Annotated in this window: 30 protein-coding genes and 2 tRNA genes; 23 read left to right on the top strand and 9 right to left on the bottom strand. The window is 63.4% G+C overall.

Annotated features, from left to right (window positions below; translation table 11 throughout):
* Nucleotides 1-13 precede the first annotated feature (13 nt).
* From tolR to ybgF, 5 genes are read left to right on the top strand one after another with little or no spacing between them, the layout of a single operon-like run.
* Nucleotides 14-478, top strand: coding sequence for a protein TolR (gene tolR / locus ABKS89_RS22885; protein WP_081520162.1), 465 nt, complete (start codon nucleotides 14-16; stop codon nucleotides 476-478).
* A complete protein-coding gene (tolA, locus tag ABKS89_RS22880; protein ID WP_348587179.1) occupies nucleotides 475-1,530 on the top strand; it encodes a cell envelope integrity protein TolA in 1,056 nt (351 codons plus the stop codon). Before tolR ends, tolA begins: the two co-directional genes overlap by 4 nt.
* Nucleotides 1,527-2,825 (top strand): Tol-Pal system beta propeller repeat protein TolB, encoded by a 1,299-nt coding sequence (tolB, locus tag ABKS89_RS22875; RefSeq protein WP_138215287.1) that lies wholly within the window; start codon nucleotides 1,527-1,529, stop codon nucleotides 2,823-2,825. Before tolA ends, tolB begins: the two co-directional genes overlap by 4 nt.
* Nucleotides 2,826-2,877: 52 nt before the next feature.
* A complete protein-coding gene (pal, locus tag ABKS89_RS22870; RefSeq protein WP_017522099.1) occupies nucleotides 2,878-3,384 on the top strand; it encodes a peptidoglycan-associated lipoprotein Pal in 507 nt (168 codons plus the stop codon).
* Nucleotides 3,385-3,387: 3 nt separating this feature from the next.
* Complete coding sequence (ybgF, locus tag ABKS89_RS22865; RefSeq protein WP_138215286.1) at nucleotides 3,388-4,230, top strand: tol-pal system protein YbgF; 843 nt, start codon at nucleotides 3,388-3,390, stop codon at nucleotides 4,228-4,230.
* Nucleotides 4,231-4,292: 62 nt separating this feature from the next.
* On the opposite strand, the gene ABKS89_RS22860 is transcribed toward ybgF, so the two are convergent.
* Nucleotides 4,293-4,514: a YegP family protein gene (locus tag ABKS89_RS22860; RefSeq protein ID WP_348587178.1), complete on the bottom strand. Its 222-nt coding sequence runs from the start codon at nucleotides 4,512-4,514 to the stop codon at nucleotides 4,293-4,295.
* A gap of 324 nt (nucleotides 4,515-4,838) precedes the next feature.
* Here ABKS89_RS22860 and queE point away from each other — a divergent pair, with 324 nt between their 5' ends.
* The 4 genes from queE (at nucleotide 4,839) to nadA (ending at nucleotide 7,550) form a co-directional block, all read left to right on the top strand.
* Nucleotides 4,839-5,486, top strand: coding sequence for a 7-carboxy-7-deazaguanine synthase QueE (gene queE, locus ABKS89_RS22855; protein WP_348587176.1), 648 nt, complete (start codon nucleotides 4,839-4,841; stop codon nucleotides 5,484-5,486).
* Between the two features lie 37 nt (nucleotides 5,487-5,523).
* On the top strand, nucleotides 5,524-6,198 hold the full coding sequence (queC, locus tag ABKS89_RS22850; RefSeq protein ID WP_348587618.1) for a 7-cyano-7-deazaguanine synthase QueC: 675 nt from the start codon (nucleotides 5,524-5,526) through the stop codon (nucleotides 6,196-6,198).
* A gap of 59 nt (nucleotides 6,199-6,257) precedes the next feature.
* Nucleotides 6,258-6,333: transfer RNA gene (locus ABKS89_RS22845), tRNA-Lys, on the top strand.
* Between the two features lie 158 nt (nucleotides 6,334-6,491).
* The gene (nadA, locus tag ABKS89_RS22840; protein ID WP_138215283.1) at nucleotides 6,492-7,550 is read left to right on the top strand and encodes a quinolinate synthase NadA; all 1,059 of its coding nucleotides are present in this window, start codon (nucleotides 6,492-6,494) and stop codon (nucleotides 7,548-7,550) included.
* A 62-nt stretch (nucleotides 7,551-7,612) separates the two neighbouring features.
* On the opposite strand, the gene ABKS89_RS22835 is transcribed toward nadA, so the two are convergent.
* Nucleotides 7,613-9,049, bottom strand: a complete 1,437-nt coding sequence (locus tag ABKS89_RS22835; protein WP_138215282.1) for a M48 family metalloprotease — start codon at nucleotides 9,047-9,049, stop codon at nucleotides 7,613-7,615.
* Between the two features lie 226 nt (nucleotides 9,050-9,275).
* Here ABKS89_RS22835 and ABKS89_RS22830 point away from each other — a divergent pair, with 226 nt between their 5' ends.
* On the top strand, nucleotides 9,276-9,527 hold the full coding sequence (locus ABKS89_RS22830; RefSeq protein WP_017522093.1) for a sulfurtransferase TusA family protein: 252 nt from the start codon (nucleotides 9,276-9,278) through the stop codon (nucleotides 9,525-9,527).
* Nucleotides 9,528-9,581: 54 nt separating this feature from the next.
* Nucleotides 9,582-10,661, top strand: a complete 1,080-nt coding sequence (locus tag ABKS89_RS22825; RefSeq protein ID WP_138215281.1) for an AI-2E family transporter — start codon at nucleotides 9,582-9,584, stop codon at nucleotides 10,659-10,661.
* 51 nt (nucleotides 10,662-10,712) lie between these two features.
* Here ABKS89_RS22825 and ABKS89_RS22820 read toward each other — a convergent pair whose 3' ends face one another.
* Nucleotides 10,713-11,183 carry a peroxiredoxin gene (locus tag ABKS89_RS22820; protein WP_348587174.1) on the bottom strand — a complete coding sequence of 157 codons (471 nt, stop codon included), beginning with the start codon at nucleotides 11,181-11,183 and terminating at the stop codon, nucleotides 10,713-10,715.
* A gap of 25 nt (nucleotides 11,184-11,208) precedes the next feature.
* Nucleotides 11,209-11,766, bottom strand: a complete 558-nt coding sequence (locus ABKS89_RS22815) for a glycine cleavage system transcriptional repressor (RefSeq protein WP_138215279.1) — start codon at nucleotides 11,764-11,766, stop codon at nucleotides 11,209-11,211.
* A 171-nt stretch (nucleotides 11,767-11,937) separates the two neighbouring features.
* On the opposite strand from ABKS89_RS22815, the gene dapA reads away from it, so the two are divergent.
* The 7 genes from dapA to ABKS89_RS22780 all read left to right on the top strand — a co-directional run bounded on the left by dapA (nucleotide 11,938) and on the right by ABKS89_RS22780 (nucleotide 16,518).
* A complete protein-coding gene (gene dapA, locus ABKS89_RS22810; protein ID WP_045210343.1) occupies nucleotides 11,938-12,816 on the top strand; it encodes a 4-hydroxy-tetrahydrodipicolinate synthase in 879 nt (292 codons plus the stop codon).
* Nucleotides 12,817-12,829: 13 nt separating this feature from the next.
* Nucleotides 12,830-14,020: an NlpB/DapX family lipoprotein gene (gene bamC / locus ABKS89_RS22805; protein WP_081520172.1), complete on the top strand. Its 1,191-nt coding sequence runs from the start codon at nucleotides 12,830-12,832 to the stop codon at nucleotides 14,018-14,020.
* Nucleotides 13,959-14,717: an MBL fold metallo-hydrolase gene (locus tag ABKS89_RS22800; RefSeq protein WP_081520173.1), complete on the top strand. Its 759-nt coding sequence runs from the start codon at nucleotides 13,959-13,961 to the stop codon at nucleotides 14,715-14,717. The genes bamC and ABKS89_RS22800 overlap by 62 nt, the downstream gene beginning before the upstream one ends.
* Before the next feature lie 29 nt (nucleotides 14,718-14,746).
* Nucleotides 14,747-15,457, top strand: a complete 711-nt coding sequence (gene purC, locus ABKS89_RS22795) for a phosphoribosylaminoimidazolesuccinocarboxamide synthase (RefSeq protein WP_045210340.1) — start codon at nucleotides 14,747-14,749, stop codon at nucleotides 15,455-15,457.
* Nucleotides 15,458-15,552: 95 nt separating this feature from the next.
* Nucleotides 15,553-15,642: transfer RNA gene (locus tag ABKS89_RS22790), tRNA-Ser, on the top strand.
* A gap of 303 nt (nucleotides 15,643-15,945) precedes the next feature.
* Nucleotides 15,946-16,116: a Com family DNA-binding transcriptional regulator gene (locus ABKS89_RS22785; protein ID WP_348587616.1), complete on the top strand. Its 171-nt coding sequence runs from the start codon at nucleotides 15,946-15,948 to the stop codon at nucleotides 16,114-16,116.
* 30 nt (nucleotides 16,117-16,146) lie between these two features.
* A complete protein-coding gene (locus ABKS89_RS22780; protein ID WP_348587173.1) occupies nucleotides 16,147-16,518 on the top strand; it encodes a HEAT repeat domain-containing protein in 372 nt (123 codons plus the stop codon).
* Between the two features lie 43 nt (nucleotides 16,519-16,561).
* On the opposite strand, the gene ABKS89_RS22775 is transcribed toward ABKS89_RS22780, so the two are convergent.
* The 3 genes from ABKS89_RS22775 to ABKS89_RS22765 all read right to left on the bottom strand — a co-directional run bounded on the left by ABKS89_RS22775 (nucleotide 16,562) and on the right by ABKS89_RS22765 (nucleotide 17,998).
* Nucleotides 16,562-16,930, bottom strand: a complete 369-nt coding sequence (locus ABKS89_RS22775) for a hypothetical protein (RefSeq protein WP_348587172.1) — start codon at nucleotides 16,928-16,930, stop codon at nucleotides 16,562-16,564.
* Nucleotides 16,931-17,028: 98 nt separating this feature from the next.
* Complete coding sequence (locus ABKS89_RS22770; RefSeq protein WP_017522075.1) at nucleotides 17,029-17,376, bottom strand: carboxymuconolactone decarboxylase family protein; 348 nt, start codon at nucleotides 17,374-17,376, stop codon at nucleotides 17,029-17,031.
* Between the two features lie 139 nt (nucleotides 17,377-17,515).
* The gene (locus ABKS89_RS22765) at nucleotides 17,516-17,998 is read right to left on the bottom strand and encodes a GreA/GreB family elongation factor (RefSeq protein WP_348587170.1); all 483 of its coding nucleotides are present in this window, start codon (nucleotides 17,996-17,998) and stop codon (nucleotides 17,516-17,518) included.
* A 124-nt stretch (nucleotides 17,999-18,122) separates the two neighbouring features.
* Between ABKS89_RS22765 and ABKS89_RS22760 the strand changes: the two genes are divergently transcribed.
* Nucleotides 18,123-18,566: a hypothetical protein gene (locus ABKS89_RS22760; RefSeq protein ID WP_348587169.1), complete on the top strand. Its 444-nt coding sequence runs from the start codon at nucleotides 18,123-18,125 to the stop codon at nucleotides 18,564-18,566.
* Nucleotides 18,567-18,572: 6 nt separating this feature from the next.
* On the opposite strand, the gene ABKS89_RS22755 is transcribed toward ABKS89_RS22760, so the two are convergent.
* On the bottom strand, nucleotides 18,573-19,025 hold the full coding sequence (locus ABKS89_RS22755; protein ID WP_138215268.1) for an RcnB family protein: 453 nt from the start codon (nucleotides 19,023-19,025) through the stop codon (nucleotides 18,573-18,575).
* Nucleotides 19,026-19,290: 265 nt separating this feature from the next.
* Here ABKS89_RS22755 and ABKS89_RS22750 point away from each other — a divergent pair, with 265 nt between their 5' ends.
* The 4 genes from ABKS89_RS22750 to ABKS89_RS22735 all read left to right on the top strand — a co-directional run bounded on the left by ABKS89_RS22750 (nucleotide 19,291) and on the right by ABKS89_RS22735 (nucleotide 22,645).
* Nucleotides 19,291-19,659: an MbcA/ParS/Xre antitoxin family protein gene (locus tag ABKS89_RS22750; RefSeq protein WP_138215267.1), complete on the top strand. Its 369-nt coding sequence runs from the start codon at nucleotides 19,291-19,293 to the stop codon at nucleotides 19,657-19,659.
* Nucleotides 19,660-20,424: an RES family NAD+ phosphorylase gene (locus ABKS89_RS22745; protein ID WP_138215266.1), complete on the top strand. Its 765-nt coding sequence runs from the start codon at nucleotides 19,660-19,662 to the stop codon at nucleotides 20,422-20,424.
* 77 nt (nucleotides 20,425-20,501) lie between these two features.
* Nucleotides 20,502-20,711 carry a hypothetical protein gene (locus tag ABKS89_RS22740; RefSeq protein WP_139791670.1) on the top strand — a complete coding sequence of 70 codons (210 nt, stop codon included), beginning with the start codon at nucleotides 20,502-20,504 and terminating at the stop codon, nucleotides 20,709-20,711.
* Between the two features lie 569 nt (nucleotides 20,712-21,280).
* The gene (locus tag ABKS89_RS22735; RefSeq protein WP_171039433.1) at nucleotides 21,281-22,645 is read left to right on the top strand and encodes a DNA recombination protein RmuC; all 1,365 of its coding nucleotides are present in this window, start codon (nucleotides 21,281-21,283) and stop codon (nucleotides 22,643-22,645) included.
* Nucleotides 22,646-22,768: 123 nt separating this feature from the next.
* Here the strand turns inward: ABKS89_RS22735 and ABKS89_RS22730 are convergent, their stop codons facing one another.
* Entirely contained in the window at nucleotides 22,769-24,115 is a 1,347-nt protein-coding gene (locus tag ABKS89_RS22730) for an NAD(P)/FAD-dependent oxidoreductase (protein WP_138215263.1), read from the bottom strand.
* Nucleotides 24,116-24,161 lie beyond the last annotated feature (46 nt).

The raw sequence follows: 24,161 nt of genomic DNA, 5'->3' as shown, positions 1-24,161 counted from the left end.
GAGGTAAGCCGTCATGGCAAGAGTTCGTCACAAGCGCAAGCCGGTCGCGGAAATGAACGTGGTGCCCTACATCGACGTGATGTTGGTACTGCTGGTCATTTTCATGGTGACCGCGCCCATGCTCAACCAGGGCGTCAAGGTCGACCTGCCCAAGGTTTCCAGCGAAGCGCTGCCGCAGGATAACGATTCCCGCGTGCTCACCATCTCCATCAAGGCCGACAAGACCTACTACTGGAACATGGGCTCCGAAGTGGATCCGGACCAGGGCAAGGCTAGTCAGACTGCCGTTGACCTCGATCAGCTGGTGACCGCAGCTACCGCGATCATGGCGCAAAACAGTAGTCAGGGTAAGAAAGTCCAGGTCTTCGTCCGTGGGGACAAGGCAGTCGACTATGGCTCGGTCATGGCCGTCATGGGCGGTCTGCAGAAAGCCGGAGTCGGCAACGTCGGTCTGATTACCGAGGCACCAGGTAGTTGATGCACCAGCTCGAGCGCTCTCAATCGGAAGGCTACTTCTGGCCCACGGTCCTGGCCGTGGCCCTGCATGTCCTGATCTTCGCCATGCTGTTCGTCAGCTGGGCCAGCACGCCCGAACTGCCGCCTTCGCGGCCGATCGTCCAGGCTACCCTGTACCAGCTGAAGTCCAAGAGCCAGGCGACCCAGCAGACTAACCAGAAGATAGCCGGCGAGTCGAAGAAGACTTCGGCCAAGCAATACGAGCAGGAGCAGCTCGAGCAGAAAAAGGCTGAGCAGCAGGCATTGGCTGCTGCGAAAGCCGAGGAACAAAAGAAGGCTGATGCGGCTCAAAAGGCTGCAGATGCTGCTGAGAAAGCGGCTGAAGCCAAGAAGGCTGACGACGCCAAGAAGGTGGCCGATGCCGCCGCAGCCGCCAAGAAAGCGGCTGAGGCCAAGGCTGCCGAGCAGAAACAGCAGGCGGATATAGCCAAGAAGAAAGCCGAGGAGGAGGCCAAGAAAGAGGCCGCTGACGAGGCGAAGAAGAAAGCTGCCGAGGAGGCCAAGAAGAAGGCCGCCGAGGACGCGAAGAAAAAAGCCGCCGCGGACGATGCCAAGAAGAAGGCAGCCGCGGTCGAGGCTGCGAAGAAGAAGGCTGCCGCTGCAGCCGCTGCCGCGGCCCGCAAGGCAACGGAAGACAAGAAGGCCCAGGCGTTGGCCGAACTGCTGTCGGATGACACGCAGCGGCAACAGGCCCTGGCCGACGAGCAAGGTAACGAGGTGGCGGGCAACTTCGACGATCTGATCGTCAGCCTGGTAAGCCAGCAGTGGAGCCGTCCTCCTTCAGCTCGTAACGGAATGAGCGTAGAAGTGCTGATTCAGATGCTGCCGAGCGGCGCCATCACTAACGTGAGCGTGACCCGCTCCAGTGGTGACAAGCCGTTCGACGATTCGGCGGTGGCCGCGGTCAAAAACGTGGGCCGTATTCCCGAACTGCAAAAACTGGATCGCGCCACTTTCGATAGCCTGTATCGTCAGCGCCGAATGGTCTTCAAACCGGAGGATTTAGATCTGTGAGTACCCTGATTCGCTTTGCGCTCTTCGCCCTGGCCCTGGTGGCCGGCGCAGCGCAGGCCGCCGACCCGCTGGTGATCTCCAGTGGTCGTGACTCGGCCGTCCCGATCGCCGTGGTTCCGTTCGGCTGGCAGGGCGGCAACGTCCTGCCCGAAGACATGTCGAACATCATCGGCAACGACCTGCGCAACTCCGGTTACTTCGAGCCGATCCCGCGCCAGAACATGATCAGCCAGCCGGCCCAGGCCAGCGAAGTGATCTACCGCGACTGGCAGGCCCTCGGCGCGCAGTACGTGCTGGTTGGCAGCATCGTGCCCAACGGCGGCCGCCTGCAGATCCAGTACGCCCTGCTCAACGTGGCGACCCAGGAGCAAGTCCTGACCGGCAGCGTGGGCGGCACCACTGACCAGCTGCGCGACATGTCGCACTACATCGCCGACCAGTCGTTCGAGAAGCTCACCGGCATCAAGGGTGCGTTCTCCACCCGTCTGCTCTACGTGACTGCGGAGCGCTTCTCGGTGGACAACACCCGCTACACCCTGCAGCGCTCCGACTACGACGGCGCCCGCCCGGTGACCCTGCTGCAGTCGCGCGAGCCGATCCTCTCGCCGCGCTTCTCGCCTGATGGCCGTCGCATCGCCTACGTGTCCTTCGAGCAGAAGCGTCCGCGCATCTTCATGCAGTACGTCGATACCGGTCGCCGCGAGCAGATCTCCAACTTCGAAGGCCTCAACGGCGCCCCGGCCTTCTCGCCGGACGGCAACCGCCTGGCGTTCGTGCTGTCGCGCGACGGCAACCCGGAGATCTACGTGATGGACCTAGGCAGCCGCCAGCTGCGTCGCCTGACCAACAACTCGGCGATCGACACCGAGCCCTTCTGGGGTGCGGACGGCTCGACCCTGTACTTCACCTCGGACCGTGGCGGCAAGCCGCAGATCTACAAGATGAATGTGAACTCGGGCGCTACCGACCGTGTGACCTTCATCGGCAACTACAACGCCAACCCGAAACTGTCGGCGGACGAGAAGACCCTGGTCATGGTTCACCGCCAGGACGGTTTCACCAACTTCCAGATTGCAGCTCAGGACCTTCAGCGCGGTAATCTCCGGGTACTTTCCAACACCAACCTGGATGATTCGCCCACTGTTGCGCCAAATGGCACGATGCTAATATATGCCACCCGCCAGCAGGACCGGGGCGTGTTGATGCTCGTGAGCATCAACGGACGTGTTCGGTTACCGCTACCCACCGCTCAAGGCGACGTGCGCGAGCCTTCCTGGTCCCCTTACCTGAACTGACGGTTGCCAACTGTTTCAAATTTATACACTGGGGTTCATTAGGAGTTACATGATGGAAATGCTGAAATTCGGCAAATTTGCCGTTATCGCCCTCGCCATGGCTGTTGCCGTAGGCTGCTCGTCCAAGAAAGGCGATGCTACTGGTGAAGGCGCCAATGGCGGCGTTGATCCGAACGCTGGCTACGGCGCCAACAGCGGTGCCGTTGACGGCTCCCTGAGCGACGAAGCCGCTCTGCGCGCTATCACCACCTTCTACTTCGAGTACGACAGCTCCGACCTGAAGCCGGAAGCCATGCGTGCCCTGGACGTACACGCCAAGGACCTGAAAGGTTCCGGCCAGCGCGTAGTCCTGGAAGGTCACACTGACGAGCGCGGCACCCGCGAGTACAACATGGCTCTGGGCGAGCGTCGTGCCAAGGCCGTTCAGCGCTACCTGGTACTGCAGGGCGTTTCCCCGGCTCAGCTGGAACTGGTTTCCTACGGCAAAGAGCGTCCGGTTGCCACTGGCCACGACGAGCAGTCCTGGGCTCAGAACCGTCGCGTTGAGCTGAAGAAGTAAGAGATGCCGATGCGCCTGCGTTTTCTGACCTTGATCGTATGCGGACTGCCCCTCATGGCGGCAGCCGCGGTTCCGGTACAGGACGGCAATGGTGGCTATGCCAGCACTCCGCCCTCGGGTTATGGCACCGCAGGCGCTGATGGCGCCTACGCCGGAGGCGGGATGACTACTCCCGTCTCCGGTCAGGCTCAGCTGTTCATGCAGCTGCAGCAGATGCAGGACGAGATGTCCCGTCTGCGCGGGATGCTCGAAGAGCAGCAGAACCAGATCCAGCAAATGAAGCAGGAAAACCAGGAACGCTTCCAGGACATCGACAGCCGCCTTTCCAGCGGTGCAGGTGCAGGAGCGGCCGGTGCTGCTGTTCAGCCCAATTCCCCCGCTGCCGGCGCCAGTGCCGGAGCTGCCGCCGGAGCAGGCGTCGCCGCCGCCCAGCAACAGCAGCCCGCTGCCAGCAGCGAGCCGGGTGACCCGGCAAAAGAGAAGCTGTACTACGACGCCGCCTTCGACCTGATCAAGGCCAAGGACTTCGACAAGGCCAGCCAGGCCTTCGGCGCCTTCCTGCGCAAGTACCCGAGCAGCCAGTACGCTGGCAATGCGCAGTACTGGCTGGGTGAAGTGAACCTCGCCAAGGGTGATCTGCAGGGCGCCGGCCAGGCCTTCGCTCGCGTCAGCCAGGCCTACCCGAGCAGCGCCAAGGTGCCGGACTCGCTGTACAAGCTCGCCGACGTCGAGCGTCGTCTGGGCAATACCGACAAGGCTCGGGGCATCCTGCAGCAGGTCGTGGCCCAGTATCCGGGCACATCTGCCGCCCAGCTGTCCCAGCGCGACCTGAAGAACCTCAAGTAAGCTCTGGCGCTGAAATACTGAAAAGCCCGCGATTATCGCGGGCTTTTTGTTGGGCTTTGGCTTTATGGATTGAGTTGTCGCTGCTTGCGCAGCTGCGTGAAGTGCTCGTCTCCCCTGACCGGCGAGGTGGCGCCCTGCCGGACCAGTTCGATGGAGTGCTCGCAATCCGTAAGGTGGTGGTAGCTCTCGGAACTCACCGCGATGATCTTCGAGTTCTTGGCAACGAAGCGCCAGCGCCATTCGCTCTTGGCGTCCTTGTAAACGTGATAATGCGCGAGCTGCATATCTGTCTCCCTTGTGAGTGGCCGTCTGTTTGATCGGCTCACTGACGCTACCAGCGTAGCGGCGCGTGGAAGTGGGAGAGTATCGAGTCCGATACCCATAACTGAAAGCGCCCACGCCTGGTCTCCTGTTTCTTGCGTATTCATCTGTCGGCTCGGCGGGGCAGACTTCTGTTAGAATCGCTGCCGCCCTCGGGGGATAGGGGTGGTTTCAGCTCGGCTGATGTCTGCTTCGCTCCGAGGCTCTCCGGGAGCGCCGCGAGCGCGCCCACGACTCCAACGCAACGGAGGCGGATGGTCTGTGTAGCCGTCACGCCCGTGGCTGATATGCAACAGACCCTGCGCATTACCGAGATTTTCTACTCGTTGCAGGGGGAGACGCGCACCGCCGGATTGCCGACTGTGTTCGTTCGCCTGACCGGCTGTCCCCTGCGCTGCAATTACTGCGATACCGCCTATGCCTTCAGCGGCGGTGAAATCCAGTCTCTCGACGCTATCCTTGACCAGGTTGCCCAGTACCGCCCGCGCTACGTCTGCGTGACTGGCGGCGAGCCCTTGGCCCAGCCCAATTGCATCCCGCTGCTCGAGCGCCTGTGCGATGCCGGCTACGACGTCTCGCTGGAAACCAGTGGCGCGCTGGACATCTCCGCCACCGACCGCCGTGTCAGCCGCATCCTCGACCTGAAGACTCCCGGCTCCGGAGAAGTGGCGCGTAATCGCTACGAGAACATTGGTGAGCTGACTTCCAACGATCAGGTGAAGTTCGTCATCTGTTCCCGCGAGGACTATGACTGGGCGGTATCCAAGCTGATCGAGTACCGCCTGGAGCAACGCGCCGGCGAGGTGCTGTTCTCGCCCAGCCACCGCGAAGTCAGTGCGCGTGCGCTGGCCGACTGGATCGTCAGCGACAACCTGCCGGTACGCCTGCAGCTGCAGCTGCACAAGATTCTCTGGAACGACGAGCCGGGCCATTGAGCGCGGAGGAGACCTTCTCATGTCCATCAAGCCATCCCTGAACGACAAGAAAGCCGTGATCCTGCTCTCCGGCGGCCTGGACTCCGCGACCGTAGTCGCCATTGCCAAGGCCCAAGGCTACGCCTGCTACACCATGAGCTTCGACTATGGCCAGCGTCACCGTGCCGAGCTGCAGGCTGCCGAGCGGGTCGCTCGCCAGCAGGGTGTGATCGAGCACAAGGTGATCGGCCTGAACCTGAACGGCATCGGCGGCTCTGCCCTGACCGACAGCAGCATCGATGTGCCCGAGGCTCCCAGCGAAGGCATCCCGGTGACCTACGTGCCGGCGCGCAATACTGTGTTCCTTTCGCTCGCCCTGGGGTGGGCGGAGGTGCTGGGTGCACGGGACATCTTCATCGGTGTGAACGCGGTGGATTACTCCGGCTATCCGGATTGCCGCCCGGAGTTCGTCGAGGCCTTCGAGCGCATGGCCAACCTGGCGACCAAGGCGGGCGTGGAAGGCGAAGGCTTCCGCATTCAGGCGCCGCTGCAGTTCCTTTCCAAGGCGCAGATCATCGAGGCGGGTATCGCCCAGGGCGTGGATTACAGCCTGACCGTTTCCTGCTATCAGGCCGATGATGACGGGCGTGCGTGCGGTAAATGCGACAGCTGCCGACTGCGTTCCGAGGGCTTTTTCGCCGCGGGAATTTCCGACCCGACGCGATATTTCTGAAAAAAGTTTTTGAAGGGTGTTGTTTTTGCGTTAGAAATCAGTATTATACGCCCCACGTTGGGTCGTTAGCTCAGTCGGTAGAGCAGTTGGCTTTTAACCAATTGGTCGTAGGTTCGAATCCCACACGACCCACCAACATGTAAGACAAAAGCCCCGTGATCGAAAGGTCACGGGGCTTTTGCCATGTGCCGGAAAAAGTCCGCCGTATGGCCATCCATGGTGCATCGCGTCGTAGGACGGTGGTGATAAAATCGCCGGCATAATCAGACCGTGCCTGTTGAGGTTTTCACACGATGTCCCAGATTTCCGAACGCCTGCTGGTCCAGGCCCATCTGGCGGCGAAGCAGCCGCGGGTGCTGAGCGTGCAGGAAGAGGCCGACTACCGTGCGGCTATCGCCGCCGAGCTGAAGGCACAGAACGCCGTGCTCGTCGCACACTACTACTGCGACCCGGTGATCCAGGCGCTGGCCGAAGAGACTGGCGGCTGCGTTTCCGACTCGCTGGAAATGGCCCGTTTTGGTAACCAGCATTCGGCGCAGACCGTGGTGGTCGCCGGTGTTCGCTTCATGGGCGAGACCGCGAAGATCCTCAACCCGGAAAAGCGCGTGCTGATGCCGACCCTGGAGGCAACCTGCTCGCTGGACCTGGGCTGCCCGGTGGAAGAGTTCTCCGCTTTCTGCGACCAGCATCCCGAGCGCACCGTGGTGGTCTACGCGAACACCTCGGCAGCCGTGAAGGCGCGCGCAGACTGGGTAGTGACCTCCAGTTGCGCCGTGGAGATCGTCGAGCACCTGATGGACAACGGCGAGCCGATCCTCTGGGCGCCGGACCAGCACCTGGGTCGCTATATCCAGCGCGAGACCGGCGCCGACATGCTGCTCTGGGACGGTGCCTGCATCGTTCACGAGGAGTTCAAGGCCAAGCAACTGGAAGACCTCAAGGCGATCTACCCGGACGCCGCGATCCTGGTGCACCCGGAGTCGCCGGAAGCGGTGGTGGACCTGGCCGATGCCGTCGGCTCCACCAGCCAGCTGATCAAGGCCGCGCAGACGCTGCCGAACAAGCGCTTCATCGTCGCCACCGACCGCGGCATCTTCTACAAGATGCAGCAGCTGTGCCCGGACAAGGAGTTCATCGAGGCGCCCACTGCCGGCAACGGCGCGGCCTGCCGTAGCTGTGCGCACTGCCCGTGGATGGCCATGAACACCCTGGAGCGCACCCTGGCGTGCCTGAAGGAAGGCTCGGGCGAAATCTTCGTCGACCCGGCGCTGATTCCCAAGGCGATCAAGCCGCTCAAGCGCATGCTCGACTTCACCCAGGCGGCGAAGCTGAAGCTGGCGGGCAATGCCTGATCAGGTAGCGTGAATGAAAAAGCCCGGCAGATGCCGGGCTTTTTTCTGGGCGGGAGAAAGACTCAGCGGCCCATCATTTCCTTGAGGATGCGTTCCTGGTCGCGGAACTCCTGCTGGCGGGCATCCAGGCGTGCGGCCAGGGTGAAGTTGCCGCCGGCGCGACGCTTGGCGAAGTCCAGCTGCTCGATCGCCTGCTTGTAGTCGCCGGTGAGCGCGTAGTACTCCGCACGGGCCTGGTACACGCCAATGGCGTTGCCGCTCAGGGTGCAGGCGTCTGCCAGGCGGTTCCACACGTCCGGGTCCAACGGGCGGCGCTGGGACAGTTTGAACAGCGTCTTCTCGGCGTCCGCCGCGCGGTTGGTCTTCATCATCAGATCGGCATTGGCCTGGATCAGCGGGTAGCTGTCCGGGTACTGGCCGAGCATCTTCTGCACCCGCGCCTGGGCGTCGGGCAGCTTGTTGGCGGTGATGTCGAGATCGGACATGGCCAGGTTGTAGCTGATGTCGTTTGGCGCCTTCGCCAGCAGTTGCTGGAGGTTGCTGCGGGCTTCGTTCAACTGGCCGATCTTGGTCTGCGACAGCGCAAGGCCGTAGCGCGCGGCGTCGTTCTTCGGGTCTTCGTCGAGTTGCGCGCGGAACTGCTTGCTGGCCATGCCCGGGGTGTCTTCGAACATCTGCTGGACGCGGGCGCGCATCAGCTCGTAGCGCAGCGAGTCTTCCTTGCCGCCCTTGGGGTACTGCTCGGCGCGGTTACGGGTGTCGGCGATACGCGATTCGGTGACCGGGTGAGTCAGCAGAAATTCCGGCGGCTTGCCTTCATAGCGGTACTGGCGAGCCAGACGCTCGAACATGTTGGGCATGGAGCGCGGGTCGTAGCCGGCGCGGACCATGGTGGCGACGCCGACGCGGTCGGCTTCCTGCTCGTTCTGCCGGGAGAAGCGCAGCTGGTTCTGGATGGCCGCGGCCTGGGTGCCGGCGATGGCAGCAATGCCGGCGTCGCCGGCGCCGGCGGCTGCGGCGATGATGCCGGCCAACATGGCGGCCATCACCGGAATCTGCATGCGTTGCTGGGCTTCGATGCCGCGGGCGAAGTGACGTTGGCTCAGGTGGCCGAGTTCGTGTGCCAGTACCGCGATGTATTCGCCTTCAGTCTGGGCGTAGATGAACAGACCGCCGTTGACGCCGACCACGCCGCCGGGGGCTGCGAAGGCGTTGATCTGCTTGTCGCGGATCAGGATGAAGGCCAGGCGGTGGTCCTGCAGTTCGCTGGACTCCGCCAGGCGGTAGACGCTGGACTCGACATAGTCCTTGAGTTGCGGATCGTTGAGCGTGTCGACCTGGTTGCGCAGCATGCTCAGCCAGGCGCGGCCGAGCTGGAATTCCTGCTCCGGGGAGACGATGGACGAGCTGGCGTCCCCCAGGGAAGGCAGGTCGTCCGCCAGGGCCGGCATGGCGAAGGCGATAGCGAGCGACAGCAGGGCGGGGCGGAGTACTTTCATGTACACGAGGCTCGTTCCGAGAAAGGCTCTACTTTAGCCGCACGCTAACGCCTATGCCTAGTTTGCAGGGCGGAAGTGCGGCGCAATTCGAAACGGGTATTTCCGCTTCGCTGCCGTTTTAACCCGCGAGGCTGACGGCTTGATTAATGATCGGCGTCTTGGCCGGGCCTGGTTACTTTTCCAACGCTTTCGGTATTCTTGGGCGCCCTGACCGGAGTTCGTTTCGATGTCCGATTCCACGCCGTCCGTCCCCGCCTGTGACGCGGAGCTGGACGCCAGCGGTCTCAATTGTCCGTTGCCGTTGCTCAAGGCCAAGCTCGAGCTGAACCGCCTTCCCAGCGGAGCGGTGCTCAAGGTGATCGCCACCGATGCTGGCTCGCAGCGCGACTTCCGCGTTTTCGCCGATCTTGCCGGGCACTCGCTGCTGCATGAAGAGGTCGAAGCCGGCGTCTATCGCTACTGGCTGCGCAAGAAGTAGCCCCCGATCGCGGGTAGCCGCGACGTTACCCCATTCGTTTCGCAGGTTTCATTGATGCTCAAGGTTTTGCAGGACTGGATGCAGCGCTATTTCTCCGACGAGGAGGCGATAGTGCTGGCGGTCATTCTCGGACTGGGATTCACCGTCATCCTGGCCTTTGGCGGGATGCTCGCGCCGGTGCTGGCGGCGATGGTCATTGCCTTCCTGATCCAGGGCATGGTCGGCGTGCTGGAGCGCCTGCGCGTGCCACACCTGTTCGCGGTGTGGCTGGTGTACTCGCTGTTTCTCGGGCTGCTGGCGGTGTTCCTGCTGGTGCTGGTACCGCTGCTGTGGAAGCAGTTGTTCACCCTGTTCAACGAGCTGCCCGGCATGCTCGGCGAGTGGCAGGCGACGCTGCTGATGCTGCCCGAGCGCTACCCGGACATGGTCACCGAGGAGCAGGTGCTGCACACCGTCGAGGCGGCGCGCAGCGAGCTGGGCCAGCTCGGCCAGTGGGCGCTGACCTTCTCCCTGTCGGGCCTGCCGGTGGTAGTCAACATCATGATCTACCTGGTGCTGGTGCCGATCCTGGTGTTCTTCTTCCTCAAGGACCGCCGCCGTTTCTACCACTGGTTCCGTCGCTACCTGCCACGCGAGCGCGGGCTGATGAAGCAGGTGTGGAACGAGATGAACCAGCAGATTGCCAACTACATCCGTGGCAAGGTCATCGAGATCTTCATCACCGGCGTGACCACCTACATCGCCTTCGCGGTGCTGGGGCTCAACTACGCGGCGCTGCTCGCGCTGCTTGTCGGATTGTCGGTGGTGGTGCCTTACATCGGCGCGGTGGTGGTTACCGTGCCAGTGGCAATGATCGCGCTGTTCCAGTGGGGCTGGAGCGACCAGTTCATCTACCTGATGGCCGCCCACGCGATCATCCAGGCGCTGGACGGTAACGTGCTGGTGCCGCTGCTGTTCTCCGAAGCGGTGAACCTGCACCCGGTGGCGATTATCTGTGCGGTGCTGCTGTTCGGCGGCTTGTGGGGCTTCTGGGGCGTGTTCTTCGCTATCCCGCTGGCGACGCTGGTGAAGGCCGTGCTGGATGCCTGGCCGCGACAGCCACCATTGGAGCCGCAAGTCAGCCCGATGATGTAAACGAAAAAGGCCGCTGATCAGCGGCCTTTTTCATGGAGCAAGCCCTACGGCTTACTGGTTCAGCGCTTGAGCGGCGGCGAGCACGGCGTCCACATGCCCGGGCACTTTCACGCCGCGCCATTCCTGGCGCAGGACGCCCGTGGCGTCGATCAGGAAGGTGCTGCGGTCTACGCCCATGTATTCCTTGCCGTAGAGCTTCTTCAGCTTGATCACGTCGAACAGCTGGCAGACGGCCTCGTCCTTGTCGCTGATCAGCTCGAAGGGGAAACACTGCTTGGCCTTGAAGTTCTCGTGGGACTTGATGCCATCGCGGGAGACGCCGAACACCAGGGTGTTGGCCTTGGCGAAGTCCTCGATCTTGTCGCGGAAGCCCTGGCCTTCGGTGGTGCAGCCGGGGGTGCTGTCCTTGGGGTAGAAGTACAGGACGATCTGCTTGCCCTTGAGTTCGGACGGGCGGAATTCGACGCCGCTGGTGGCCGGGGCCTGGAAATCGGCGACGGGTTTGTTCAGTTCGACTGCCATGGGAATTTTCTCCTTGGGAGCATCCTTACGGATGCTGCGGACGCCAGGGTTCGATCAGCGCGTCCAGGTTCAGCGCATCGGCGAAGTCGAGGAACTGATCGCGCAGCCAGCTGATCTGGGTGCCGGCCGGCAGCGTCACGGTAATGGTGGCGTTGAGCATGCTGGTGTTGGTGTGCGGCGCCTGGTAGGTGTCGCAGGTGAGGTTTTCCAGCTCGATGTTGTGATCGACGAAGAACTGGCACAGCTCGTTGAGGATGTCCGGTCGATAGACGGCGCTGACATAGGCCACGTAGGGCAGGGCCTGGGCGCGGGTGACGTGGACATTGCTGCGGGTGACGCTGAGGGTGAAACCGTGGCGCTTGGCCAGGGGCGGCAGACCGCCTTCCAGGCGGGCCAGTGCATCCCAGCTGCCGGAGATCTGCAGGATCAGCGCGCTGAACTCGCCGTGACGGGTCAGGCGGCTGCTGACCACCGAGCAGCGGTTGTCGACGCAGGTGCGGCACAGCACGCTGGTCAACTCCATCGGGTTCGGGCCCAGAGCACTGATCAGAAGGAATTGTTCACGAGGGTGAGAGGCGGACATGCAGCTTTCCTGGGAGTGGCGGCCAAGCGGGCCGCATCGACAAAGGAGAAAGGGTAGCGAAAAGCGCCGATGAGGGGAATGTCTGACCGCTCGCGGGTCGCTGCGTCACCTTGTGCGTGGCCGGTGGCGACAGTACCATTACGGCTTTCTTTTTCCGGCAGGAGCGGTTGCATGATTGCGGGCAGTATGGTGGCGCTGGTCACCCCCTTCGATGCTCAGGGTCGACTGGATTGGGACAGCCTCGCCAAGCTGGTGGACTTCCACCTGCAGGAAGGCACCAATGCCATCGTAGCGGTCGGCACCACGGGTGAATCGGCCACTCTGGACGTGAACGAACACCTGGACGTCATCCGTCGCGTCGTCGACCAGGTCAACGGCCGTATCCCGGTCATCGCCGGCACCGGCGCCAACTCCACCCGCGAAGCCGTCGAGCTGACCGAGGCTGCCAAGTCCGGCGGTGCCGACGCCTGCCTGCTGGTGACCCCGTACTACAACAAGCCGACCCAGGAAGGCCTGTACCAGCACTTCCGCCACATCGCCGAAGCCGTGGCCATCCCGCAGATCCTCTACAACGTGCCGGGCCGTACCGCCTGCGACATGCTGCCCGAGACCGTCGAGCGCTTGTCCAAGGTGCCGAACATCGTCGGCATCAAGGAAGCCACCGGCGACCTGCAGCGCGGCAAGGAAGTATTGGACCGCGTCGGCAAGGACTTCCTCGTCTACTCCGGTGACGACGCCACCGCCGTCGAGCTGATGCTGATGGGCGGCAAGGGCAACATCTCGGTGACCGCCAACGTCGCTCCGCGCGCCATGAGCGACCTCTGCGCCGCCGCCATGCGTGGCGATGCCGCCGCTGCCCGCGCCATCAACGATCGCCTGATGCCGCTGCACAAGTCGCTGTTCATCGAATCCAACCCCATCCCGGTCAAGTTCGCCCTGCACGAAATGGGGCTGATTCCAGAGGGCATTCGCCTGCCTCTGACCTGGCTCAGCCCGCGCTGCCACGAACCGCTGCGTCAGGCCATGCGCCAGACCGGCGTCCTGGCTTAAGGAGCTCCCTCGCATGAAGCGACTGGCAGGACTGACTGCGCTCGCCCTGGTTATCGGCAACACCTCCGGCTGCGGCTGGCTGTGGGGCCCGGAAGGCTACTTCCGCGACCGTGGTGACGATTACCTCAACGCCCGCGAAACCGCACCGATGAAGGTGCCCGAAGGCATGCAGAGCAAGCAGCTCGACCCGCTGCTGCCGATCCCGATGAACGTCGCCACCAGCACCGAGAAGGAAGGCGAGTTCGAAGTGCCGCGTCCGCAGCCGCTGTCCGGCGCCGGCGAAGTCAGCGACTTCAGCCTGCAGAAGAGCGGCGACTCGCGCTGGCTGGTTGCCCAGCGCCCACCGGCCGAAGTCTGGCCGGTCGCTCACCAGTTCTTCCAGGACAACGGCTTCTCCATCGCCAACGAGCGTCCGCAGACTGGCGAATTCAGCACCAACTGGCAGCCGCTGTCGCAGCTCTCCGCGCCCCTGGCGCGTCGCCTGAGCAGCCGTGTGTCGGGCGTCGAGCCTGACAGCGAAGCGCGCGTTCGCGTACGCATCGAGCCGGGCGTGCAGACCAACACCAGTGAAGTCTACGTGCTGAGCGAAACCCGCCCGGCCGGCAGCACCGCCACTGGCGATTGGCCGACCAAGCCGGCCGTGCCGAGCCTGGACGCTGCCCTGCTCGACGAAATGATCGCCAGCATGGCCACCAGCGCCGAGAAGGGCGGCTCCGTCTCCCTGCTCGCCGCGCACTCGGACTACGACACCCCCGGCGCCGTCCAGCTGAACAAGGACGGCAGCGGCAACCCGGTGCTGACCGTCGACTCCGATTTCGACCGTGCCTGGGTCAGCGTCGGCCGGGCGCTGGATCGTGCCGACATCCGTGTCGACGACCTCAACCGCAGCCTGGGCGTGTACTACGTCAACATCGCCGAAGGCGCGAAGAAGAAGGACGAAGACAAGCCTGGCTTCTTCAGCCGCCTGTTCGGCGGTGGCGAGAAGACCAAGGAAGAAGAGGACGCCAAGGCCCAGCGCTACCAGGTTCGCCTGACCAGCGTGAGCAACACCGTCCAGATCACCGTCGACAAAGACATCAACACCTCCGCACCGGCTGACGTGGCGCAGGGCGTGTTGGAAAAACTCCAGGAGAGTATGCGGAATGCACTTCGCGGTCCTGGGGAGCGGAAGCCGGGGCAATTCGGCCTTGGTGAGCAGTTCTGACACCCGGATACTGATCGATTGCGGCTTCCCGCTGCGTGAAACCATCCGCCGTCTGGCGCGCCTGGGCGTAGAGCCCGGGCAGCTGGACGCGGTACTGGTCACGCACGAGCACTCCGATCACATCAACGGCGTCGAACTGCTGGCCCGGCACCATCGAATACCCGTGTACCTCAGCGCCGGCACCCTGCAGGGAATGCGCAAGCCGGTGACACCGGCGGGGCTGCTCAAATGCGGCGACCGCCTGGTACTGAAAGACCTGGAAGTCACTGCGGTGAGCGTCTCCCACGATGCGCGAGAGCCCCTGCAGTACGTGTTTTCCGATGGCCGGAAGCGCTTTGGCCAGCTCACCGATCTGGGGGCTGCCACGGCGCAGGTGCTGGAATGCTATCGTGGCCTCGATGCGTTGATCATCGAGGCGAATCACGATACCGACATGCTGGCCCGCGGTCCGTATCCCTACCCACTCAAGGTCCGTGTAGGCGGCCAGTGGGGACATTTGAACAACCGGCAGGCCGCTGAACTCGTGGCCCAGCTGGGCTGGGAAAGCTTGCAGCACCTGGTGCTGGCGCATCTCAGCGAAAAGAACAACTCGCCGCAGCTGGCCCGGCAAAGCTTCGTCGACACCCTTGGGTGCGACCCGGACTGGCTGCAGGTAGCCGATCAGCATTCTGGACTCGACTGGCGCACCATCGCCTGAGCCCACCCCCTAAGCAAGCGGAGCCCATCATGGAAAAACGCGAAGAACTCTATCGCGGCAAGGCCAAGTCGGTTTACACCACCGATGACGCCGACCGCCTCGTCCTGCTGTTCCGCAACGACACCTCGGCGTTCGACGGCAAGCGCATCGAGCAACTCGATCGCAAGGGCATGGTGAACAACAAGTTCAACGCCTTCATCATGCAGAAGCTCGAAGCTGCCGGCATCCCGACCCAGTTCGACGCCCTGCTGTCGGACAACGAAGTGCTGGTCAAGAAGCTCGCCATGATCCCGGTCGAGTGCGTCGTGCGTAACTACGCCGCCGGCAGCCTGGTGCGCCGCCTGGGCGTGGAAGAGGGCCTGCAGCTCACTCCGCCGACCTTCGAACTGTTCCTGAAGAACGACGCCCTGGGTGACCCGTTCATCAACGAGTCCCACGTCCAGGCCTTCGGCTGGGCGACCCTGGAGCAACTGGCCGAAATGAAGGCCTATTCCTTCAAGGTCAACGAAGTGCTGAACAAGCTATTCGACGACGCCGGCCTGCTGCTGGTGGACTTCAAGCTCGAGTTCGGCCTGTTCCACGGCAAGATCGTCCTCGGCGACGAATTCAGCCCGGACGGCTGCCGCCTGTGGGACAAAGAGACCCGCAAGAAGATGGACAAGGACCGCTTCCGCCAGGGTCTGGGCGACGTGATCGAAGCTTACGAAGAAGTGGCCCACCGCCTAGGCGTACCGCTCTGATCCGACCAGTGCACGCAAGCGTCTGATACCACGCGAAAAAATCCTGAATAAGGGCTTCGCCTTCGGGCTTCAAGCTGGTATCATGCGCGCCGCACGGAGAGATGCCGGAGTGGCCGAACGGGACGGATTCGAAATCCGTTGAACTGGCAACAGTTCCTAGGGTTCAAATCCCTATCTCTCCGCCATTACATATGGCCAGAACCCCTGAAATGCCTAGCGTTTCAGGGGTTTTGTCTTTTCTGGGTTAGCGATCGGCTAGCCGCAGCCACAATTCTTGTTTGCTCGGGTCTGACCTGCGGCGCCATTCTTTCATCGCCACCCTAACTTCCCCATAAGCCGGTCCTGCTTCGAGTTCTGTTGTCCGGCGTTGCGATGCCCGTGCATTGCCCCCTTATTTCCGCGTATTGACCGCACATCCAGATCGTTGCATTGATGTGCCTTCGGAGCTGCCGGAGAATCGGATCATGGTTCAGGAGCCGGGGGCAGAGATGCTGAATGACTTTCGCTGTGGCAACTGCAGCAGATTGCTTGCGCGTGTGGGGGAATACACCCAAATACAAGTGAAGTGTTCCCGTTGCGGCGCGCTAAACCATCTGAAGGCCTCGAGCCTCCACCCATCGCCTTTGAGCGAAACGACTGCAGCATCAGCTGCTCAATAACCTCTTCGTTTCTTCTCAGGTGAATTCGTAATGACGACCGTAACTGAAAAACTGATTCAACTGGCTCAGGATGGTTACTATCCGCAAGCCTTCGCGGGATTGGCTGCTGTAGGTGGCGACTTGGCGCTGAATTATCTGCTGGAGCAGTCCTATGTACCGGCGCGAGTCGATGCCGTGATGCCGGCGCTGGGGCGGATCGGCGGCCAGTTGGCTGTGGCGCGTCTGCAAGAGTTCGCGACCAGCGACGTCGACGCCACGCGAACGGGCGCTTATCAGGCGCTGGCAGTCACCGGTGAGCCATTTGTGGTGGATTTCCTCTTCGACGCCATCGCTGCGGAGTCGTCGCCGATCTTCAAGAGCATCGCCGTCAACTCCCTGATTCTCGCTCTGCAAAATCAGTAATACGCTGGCCCGGCGGTAACGCCGGGCCTCTTTTCATCAAGCATCACCCGCAATACCTATCCATCTTCTCTCGATTCCCCTGCGTGGGATTCGCCTGGTACTGCTGTCGCCAGAACTGGCACGGCGCGCTGTTGAAGCGCTTTTCCTGCTCCGATTTCTCAATTTGTCGATTCTGCTGTTCCTGTGTGGCCTGCTGGCGTTGCAGGTACTGCTGGAACATTTCTTCATTGCCGCGCGTTGGTGGGGGATTGGCGGGAGTTGCTGCGGGTGGTTGCGTGAGGCGGGTCACAACGGTGGGCAGCAGGTCAGGCCAGATCAGCCACGCGGTCGCGACGACGGCCAGGCAGCCGAGCCAGATGCCGGTGGCTATGGCGAGGGTGAGTTTCCAGAATCCGAGAGTGGGCTGCGACATGGGTTGAGGCTTCGGTTGGCTAGGCCCCACTGATAACTCATTCGAGCTCTGAAGGGAAAGAGGCAGGCCCGCGGCGCCGGGGCGTCGCGGGCGGGGGCTCACTTCGGAGCGGCGGCGGACTCGTAGGCTTCGAGTGCGCGCAGCGAGTAGATATAAGCGGCGCCGGCATTGAGGGAAATGGCGGTGGCCAGCGTCTGGGCGATCTCGGCTTCGGTGGCGCCGGCCTTGCGCGCGGCTTCGGCATGCACGCCGATGCAGCCGTCGCAGCGGGTGGTGATGGCCACGGCGATGGCGATCAGTTCGCGGGTCTTGGCGTCCAGGGCGTCACCGTCAGCGGCGGCAGCTTCCAGGGCCTGGTAGGCGGCGATCATCTTCGGGTGTTTCTTGCCCAGGGCGCCGAAGGCTTTTTTCACGGCGGGGACGTACTCGGACCAGTTGAACAGCATGGTGCTTCTCCTTGAGGCCGGGAGGGGGTGTGGCCTTGAAGCTTAGTCTGCGTCAGCCAGCGTGCGGGGTATTGTCTGTTCCGCTCAGATTTTTCATCGATGCGCTCGACTGCCTTGCTGCAGCCGGGCGCATGACCTGTCAGCGGGCGTCGAGGATTTCGTAGCGCTGGCGGGCGCTGCCGGTGCCCACTTCCACTTCGTCGCCGGGGTGGCGATGGAGCAGGGCGCTACCCAGCGGGGCGCGGGTAGTGATGACGAGGATTTCGCTGCCTTCGAGTTGCACCTTGAGTCCGGCGCCGTCCGGGCCGATGAAGACCCAGCGCTGCTGGTCGTGCTCGTTGACCAGTTGCACCAGGGCACAGGTCTGTATGCCCTGTTCTTCGTCGAAGTCGCGCAGTTGCAGGTTCTCGAACAGTACCAGGGCGTGGCGGATCTCTTCCACGCGGCGCGACTGGCCGGCGGCGAGGTAGGCCGCTTCCAGGCCGAGGGTGTCGTACTTGTTCTCGGCGATGTTCTCCTCGTGGGTCGCGGTTTCGTGGGCCGTCTGTGCGGCGCGCACTGCGATCTCCAGGTCTTCGGCGAGGCGGGTGAGGATCAGTTGGTAGGCGCGTTTCTTGTCCATGGCGACAGGCTGGAAATAAAGGCGCCTATCCTAGGGTCTTTGCCAGGCCGTGCGAAGGAGCTTTCAAGATTTTCCTGACGTGGCCGATAGAACGGCTGAATTCCCGGAACAAAGGACATCCGGCATGAGCCTTTCCATCACCCCCGCCATCCAGACTTTTGCCACCCAGCTTCGCGTGGCGAGCGATGCCAGTGCATCGGCTGGAACTGCCAATGAAAGCGCCGGCAGCAATGCCGACAGCCCGCGTCTGCAGGCCGGCGGTACAGCACCGAGCGGCAAGAGCAGCAAGAGTTCCGGCAGTTCCGGAAGCTCCAGCACGACGGTCGAGCAATTGCAGAAGCGCCTGAAGGAATTGCAGAAGCAGTTGCAGCAGGAGCAGCGCGAGCTGGCCGAGGCGCAGCGGCGTCATTACTCCTCGGAGGCCGAGCGGACCGCCGCGCTGATGGCGCTGCAGAGCCGCATCGCCAGCACCAGCGCCGCCATGCAGCAGACTGCTGCGGCGCTGGCCGAGGCGATCCGCCGGGGAGGCGGCAGCGGCAGCGGTTCGATGGTCAGCGACAGCGCCTGAAGTGAATCAGTAACCGCTGAGGATGTTGACGATCACGCCGCTGGCAATGGCGACCAGGATGTAGTCGCCGTTGACGTACAGCCAGCGATGGTCGCGCGGCGGGGCGTACAGGTGGCGAGCGTGCCAGTCGGTGACCCAGTAGCGGTCGCCGCGATAGTTCGGCTCCACGACCACGCCGCGGCGCCAATCACGATGGGGTACCGGCATGCCGGCCTGCGGACGGAAGTCCGGGTTGCGATAGGCATGGGCGTTGTTCTGGCCGGGGCGTGCCTGCTGGTTGTGGCCGCCCTGTGGCGCGCGTTGCGGCTGATGCTGCGGCTGCTGGTACTGCTGTTGTTGCGGCCCGCGGTTGTCCTGCCGGTTCGGGCCATTGTCCGGACCAGGGCCGGGCTGGGCGAAACTGGCCAGCGGGCTGCCAAGCATCAAGGCGGCACAGAACAGGGCGACGGACTTCTTCATGGTGTTCTCCTGGCGCAACCGCTAGGGCGGTGCGTATTTCCACTTTCATCGTCCCGGACGATCCGGGTACTTCATCTGACCGCAATGCTGCGTCAATGAATGACAAGGCTAAGTAAATGTCTGGTAAAGAGTTTTTCCAGTTTGTCAGCTTGTGGATACAAAGCCGGGCATGAGCTGCCGGGAGGTGGGCTGCGTCCTTTCGTCTTTGTGCGCATTCAGCATTTGATGGTATCTTTGCAGCAAATGCACTGGATGGAGTTCCGCCATGAGCGCTCTGCTGAAGGAAAACCCGGTCGCCGACGCCGTCCTGGCGAAGGCAGTGCTGACTGCCCGCGAACACCTGGCAATGACCCAGCAGGAACTGGCTTCCATCGTCGGCGTCGACCGCAGCGCGGTGAGTCGCTGGAAGCAGAACGGCCTGCGCGTGGACAGCAAGACCGGCGAGCTGGCGCTGCTGCTGGTGCGCATCTACCGCGCGTTGTTCGCGCTGTTCGGCGGCAACCATGAAGACATGCGCCACTTCCTGCGCACCGAGAATCGCCACCTGGGCGGCGTGCCGTTGCAGTTGATGGAGCAGATTCAGGGGCTGGTCGCTGTGGTCGAGTATCTGGACGCCATCCGGGGCAAGGTCTGAATGTCCTTCTCAGCCGGTGCCCGTCTCTGGGCGAAGTATGAGGATTCGGTCATCGCCCCCATTCGTGGACGCCTGGTGCGTCTGGTGGAAAGCCAGGGCCAGGTGGCGACGCTACAGCTGGTGGACACCCTGGAGGAGCAGGCGCTGCTCGAGGAGTTGCTGGAGACCAGCAAGCCGTGCATGCCGCCACCCGCCGAGCCGCTGCACTATCTATTGAAGACACCGTTCCGCTATCCGCCGCTGCGCTGGGGCTCGCGCTTCGGCCGGCGGCATGAGCCGAGCCTGTTCTACGGCGCGCTCAAGCTGGAAACGGCCATGGCGGAGTCGGCCTTTTACCGCTTCGTGCTCTGGGAGGGGATGGCGACGCCGCCGCCCAGCGGGCGAATCCTTTCCGAGCATGCTTCGTTCGAGGCGCGTTTCCAGGTGCAGAAGGGCGTGCGCCTTCACCTGCCGCCTTTCCGGGAACACGAAGCACTGCTCGATCCGCAGGATTACAGCGTGACCCAGGGGCTGGGTAGCGCGATGCGCGAGGCGGGTGTGGAGGCCTTTGAGTACCGTTCGGCACGCTGCCCGCAAGGTGGCGTGAACGTGGCATTGTTCGTTCCTGCGGCCTTCACGGAGAAGCGCCCGCGCAACCTGATGCCGTGGCTGTGCGAGACGACTTCCGAGTACGTCGCCTTCAAGCATGCCCAGGTGCCCGACAGCCCGCGACTCTACCGGCGCGAGCAGTATCTGGTGGATGGCAGGCTGCCGCATCCGGCCTGACCGTTCATCGTTTTGCCACTGTCGCGTCATGGTGAGCGGTGTATGTTTCGGGATGGCCAAGCAGGGAGCGCCAGACCATGGATATACGGATAGCCGTCCATCCCAGCGACGATCGTCGCTGGCGCGTGTACCTCAACCAGTTCTTCTACGACTGCAACAGCCGCAGTGCTGCCGAGCGCATTTATGCGCGGGTCAGCGCCGCCGAGCGTCAGTCGATTCAGCTTCCCGAACCACCCCGCATCGTCCGGCCGCAGCGACTGCCGCGCCGGCAGGTTCAGATCGCATGAAATTCTCCGGGTAACGGCGTCGGAAGACGGAGCTTCCGGCGCGCATCGCCTGTGTTGAATGCACTGTCTGCCTGAGAACACTTCCTATCCACTGCCCTGAAACGGGGCGGTCGGCTGCTGCGCGGCGCGCACTTGTGCACAATGCTGACGCACTCTGTCAAGTCCCCGAAACATTGCACTTGGCCACCCGGTGAATTTCCTTGCGTTTTTTAACTTATTGAAAAATAAAGGAAATTTCTATTGGTGAAAAAATCACCAATCTGTCACACGGCCCCAGTTCACTGGGGGTATGGGCTGTTTTAAGCAAGTTCTCCACTGAGTTATCCACAGCTTCTGTGGATTGTCCCGAGCGCTTGCTCAGGAGCCTTGTTCCAGGGCCCTTACAGCGGACGAGGGCTCATCGCGCGGGCGACTGTTAGACTGGCGCGATCCATTGCCACACCCCGGAGTCCTGCATGCCCCTCGATCTTTCCGCCCTGTTGTTCGGTGCGCTCGCCGGATTGCTGCCCATGGCGGCGCTCGCCTGGCGCCTGCAGGCGCGCAGGGTGGAGGTGGAACAGGAGGCAACCCTGCTGCGCGAGCGCCTGGCCACGGCGCAACTGGCGCAGGACGGGCTGTCCGCCCAGGCCGACGCGGACCGCGAAGCCTTCCAGCGCTTGAGCGGCCGGCATGGTGAGCTCTCCGCCGAGGCAGCGGCATTGCGTCGTGAGGTCGAACTGGGCAAGGACGAGCGCGCGCGCCTGGGTAACGCCGAGCAGGACTGGCAGGCCGAGCGCGCCGACAAGGAAGTCGAACTGCGCCGGCTCTCCGCCGAACATGCAGCGCTCTCGGCCGAGCTGCGAGAGCAGCAGGAGAATCACCAGCAGCGCCTGGGCGACCTGCAAGCGGCGAAGGATGACCTGCGTGCGCAGTTCGCCGAGCTGGCCGGGAAGATCTTCGACGAGCGCGAGCAGCGCTTTGCCGAGTCCAGCCAGCAGCGCCTCGGGCAACTGCTCGACCCACTGAAGGAGCGCATCCAGTCCTTCGAGAAGCGCGTGGAGGAGAGCTACCAGGCCGAGGCCCGTGAGCGTTTCTCGCTGACCAGGGAGCTGGAACGCCTGCAGCAGCTGAACCTGCGCCTGGGCGAGGAGGCCACCAACCTGACCCGCGCGCTGAAGGGCCAGAAGACCCAGGGCAACTGGGGCGAACTGGTGCTTGAGCGTGTGCTGGAACATGCCGGCCTGGAGAAGGGCCGCGAATACGAAACTCAGGTCAGCCTGCGCGCGCCGGACGGCGAGCGCTTCCAGCCGGACGTGCTGATCCGTCTGCCCGGCGACAAGCAGGTGGTGGTGGATGCCAAGGTCAGCCTGACTGCCTACCAGCAGTTCATCGCAGCTGACGACGAGGTGATCCGCCAGCAGGCACTCAAGGCGCACGTGCTTTCGTTGCGCAGCCATGTGAAGGGTCTGTCCGACAAGGATTACCGCCGTCTCGAAGGCCTGCACAGCCTCGACTTCGTGCTGCTGTTCATGCCGATCGAAGCGGCCTTCTCGGCGGCGCTGCAGGCCGAGCCGAACCTGTTCCAGGAGGCCTTCGAGCGCAACATCGTGATCGTCAGCCCGACCACCCTGCTGGCGACCCTGCGGGTGATCGACAGTCTGTGGCGCCAGGAACGGCAGAACCAGAACGCCCGCGAGATCGCCGAGCGTGCCGGCGCGCTGTACGACAAGTTCGTGCTCTTCGTGCAAGACCTGGACGAGATGGGCACGCGCCTGCAGCAGTTGGACAAGACTTATGCGGCGGCGCGCAACAAACTCTGCGAAGGGCGCGGCAACCTGATCAGCCGCGCCGAGCAGGTGAAGCTGCTGGGCGCGCGGGCCAGCAAGAACCTGCCGACGGATTGGCTGGAACGCGCACTGAGCGATGATTCGCCGGTGGTGGAAGAGGGCGAGTAACGCGGGCCTGCGTTATCGCCTGAACACCTGACTCCCCTGTAGGAGCGGGCCATGCCCGCGATCGCGCGCATGGCGCGCTCCTACAGGGAAAGCCGGTCGCGAATATCCGCCGCAGGCAGCCCCTCAGAACAGCGAATAGGGCTTGCCCGCCGTCCCGTCGGTGAAGCGCCGCAGCCGGAAGGCATGCAGGTCCATGCCGGACTCGCCCTGGTGAATCCACTGGCTCATCAACTGACCGACGATAGGCCCCATGGCGAAACCGTGGCCGCAGAACCCGGTGGCGATCAGCAGGCCAGGTACTTCCGGCGGGGCATCGAGTACAGGGATGCCGTCGGGCAGCACGTCGATCAGGCCGGCCCAGCTTTCCACCACCTTCACATCGCGCAGCGCCGGGAATGCCTTGGCGAGATTTGTCTGTGCCTGGAAGACGCGCGAGGTATTCGCCTTCACCTGTGGATCACGCTCACCGAGGACCGGGCCGTTCACACTTCTTTCCGAGCCGGGCAGGCGCTGGCGCAGGTCGTGGAACAGCGCGCCATTGAGCTTGAAGGAGAAGCCCGCACGGTGTTCCGGCAGGTGCGGCAGGTAATGTCTGGCACCGCGCAGATAGCCGAGGTTCAGGTCGATATCGGCCTGGGTTTCGTCGGCGAGGTTGAAGCTGCCATCCGCCCGCTGGCGGAAGCCGATGCCGTGGCCGATGAAGCTCTGCGCGCCGACATCCGGGCCGGGGCTGGTGCGCGAGACGGTGCAGCGCACGGCCTGTTGCGGCAATGTCAGCCCGAGGCTCTGCACCAGGCGCCAACTGCTGGCGCCGGCGCAGACCAGCAATTGCCGGGTCTTCACATAGCCGCGCTCGGTCTGCACGCCGCAGATGGCGCCGGCGGCGCGGTCGATGCCGGTGACGCCGCAGCCTTCGACGAACACGGCGCCACGCTCGATGGCGCGTAGTGCATAACCCGGAGCGACGCGGCGCGGCTCGGCCTGGCCGTCGTTGGCGGTGTAGAGCGCGCCGAGTGCGGGATCGCTCAGCGCCGGAATCAGCTGCGCGACTTCCGCGCGGCCCAGCAGCCGGGTATCGAGTCCGAAGTTGGCGGCGACCTTCAGCCAGTCCTCGTACTTGTGCTGCTGCTCCGGCGTTTCAGCCAGGTACAGACAGCCACCCTGGCGCCATTCCAGCGGTAGTTGCAGCTGCTCTTCAAGACGTTCCCACAGCGGGATGGCGGCCATCATCAGCGGCACTTCCGCCGGGTCGCGCGCCTGCTGGCGGACGAAGCCCCAGGCGCGGGTGGACTGCTGGCTGGCGAGGCCGGCCTTGTCCAGCACCAGCACGCTCAGGCCAAGGCCGGCGAGCTGCCAGGCGGTGGCGCAACCCATGATGCCGCTGCCGGCGATGACCACGTCCACCTGCTCCGGCAGGCGCTCCACGCGGGAGGAAAGGGCGGGGTGAAGCGGATAGGTTCCCATCGGCATACGGCGGCATCCCTGAATCGAGTAACGGATGCCGCAGTATGCGATC

Origin of the sequence: Pseudomonas sp. LABIM340 (assembly GCF_040017195.2) — a bacterium.
Classification (GTDB): Bacteria; Pseudomonadota; Gammaproteobacteria; order Pseudomonadales; family Pseudomonadaceae; genus Pseudomonas.
The sequence above is the reverse complement of the archived record's forward strand: the minus strand, read 5'-3'. Positions and strand labels throughout refer to the sequence as shown.

Bases quoted from the DNA above. Each gene is read 5' to 3' on its own strand.
- tolR (WP_081520162.1), top strand. From the start codon at position 14: ATGGCAAGAGTTCGTCACAAGCGCAAGCCGGTCGCGGAAATGAACGTG.
- pal (WP_017522099.1), top strand. From the start codon at position 2,878: ATGGAAATGCTGAAATTCGGCAAATTTGCCGTTATCGCCCTCGCCATG.
- ybgF (WP_138215286.1), top strand. From the start codon at position 3,388: ATGCCGATGCGCCTGCGTTTTCTGACCTTGATCGTATGCGGACTGCCC.
- ABKS89_RS22860 (WP_348587178.1), bottom strand. From the start codon at position 4,514: ATGCAGCTCGCGCATTATCACGTTTACAAGGACGCCAAGAGCGAATGG.
- queE (WP_348587176.1), top strand. From the start codon at position 4,839: ATGCAACAGACCCTGCGCATTACCGAGATTTTCTACTCGTTGCAGGGG.
- nadA (WP_138215283.1), top strand. From the start codon at position 6,492: ATGTCCCAGATTTCCGAACGCCTGCTGGTCCAGGCCCATCTGGCGGCG.
- ABKS89_RS22835 (WP_138215282.1), bottom strand. From the start codon at position 9,049: ATGAAAGTACTCCGCCCCGCCCTGCTGTCGCTCGCTATCGCCTTCGCC.
- ABKS89_RS22830 (WP_017522093.1), top strand. From the start codon at position 9,276: ATGTCCGATTCCACGCCGTCCGTCCCCGCCTGTGACGCGGAGCTGGAC.
- ABKS89_RS22825 (WP_138215281.1), top strand. From the start codon at position 9,582: ATGCTCAAGGTTTTGCAGGACTGGATGCAGCGCTATTTCTCCGACGAG.
- ABKS89_RS22820 (WP_348587174.1), bottom strand. From the start codon at position 11,183: ATGGCAGTCGAACTGAACAAACCCGTCGCCGATTTCCAGGCCCCGGCC.
- ABKS89_RS22815 (WP_138215279.1), bottom strand. From the start codon at position 11,766: ATGTCCGCCTCTCACCCTCGTGAACAATTCCTTCTGATCAGTGCTCTG.
- dapA (WP_045210343.1), top strand. From the start codon at position 11,938: ATGATTGCGGGCAGTATGGTGGCGCTGGTCACCCCCTTCGATGCTCAG.
- bamC (WP_081520172.1), top strand. From the start codon at position 12,830: ATGAAGCGACTGGCAGGACTGACTGCGCTCGCCCTGGTTATCGGCAAC.
- ABKS89_RS22800 (WP_081520173.1), top strand. From the start codon at position 13,959: ATGCACTTCGCGGTCCTGGGGAGCGGAAGCCGGGGCAATTCGGCCTTG.
- purC (WP_045210340.1), top strand. From the start codon at position 14,747: ATGGAAAAACGCGAAGAACTCTATCGCGGCAAGGCCAAGTCGGTTTAC.
- ABKS89_RS22785 (WP_348587616.1), top strand. From the start codon at position 15,946: ATGCTGAATGACTTTCGCTGTGGCAACTGCAGCAGATTGCTTGCGCGT.
- ABKS89_RS22780 (WP_348587173.1), top strand. From the start codon at position 16,147: ATGACGACCGTAACTGAAAAACTGATTCAACTGGCTCAGGATGGTTAC.
- ABKS89_RS22775 (WP_348587172.1), bottom strand. From the start codon at position 16,930: ATGTCGCAGCCCACTCTCGGATTCTGGAAACTCACCCTCGCCATAGCC.
- ABKS89_RS22770 (WP_017522075.1), bottom strand. From the start codon at position 17,376: ATGCTGTTCAACTGGTCCGAGTACGTCCCCGCCGTGAAAAAAGCCTTC.
- ABKS89_RS22765 (WP_348587170.1), bottom strand. From the start codon at position 17,998: ATGGACAAGAAACGCGCCTACCAACTGATCCTCACCCGCCTCGCCGAA.
- ABKS89_RS22760 (WP_348587169.1), top strand. From the start codon at position 18,123: ATGAGCCTTTCCATCACCCCCGCCATCCAGACTTTTGCCACCCAGCTT.
- ABKS89_RS22755 (WP_138215268.1), bottom strand. From the start codon at position 19,025: ATGAAGAAGTCCGTCGCCCTGTTCTGTGCCGCCTTGATGCTTGGCAGC.
- ABKS89_RS22750 (WP_138215267.1), top strand. From the start codon at position 19,291: ATGAGCGCTCTGCTGAAGGAAAACCCGGTCGCCGACGCCGTCCTGGCG.
- ABKS89_RS22745 (WP_138215266.1), top strand. From the start codon at position 19,660: ATGTCCTTCTCAGCCGGTGCCCGTCTCTGGGCGAAGTATGAGGATTCG.
- ABKS89_RS22740 (WP_139791670.1), top strand. From the start codon at position 20,502: ATGGATATACGGATAGCCGTCCATCCCAGCGACGATCGTCGCTGGCGC.
- ABKS89_RS22730 (WP_138215263.1), bottom strand. From the start codon at position 24,115: ATGCCGATGGGAACCTATCCGCTTCACCCCGCCCTTTCCTCCCGCGTG.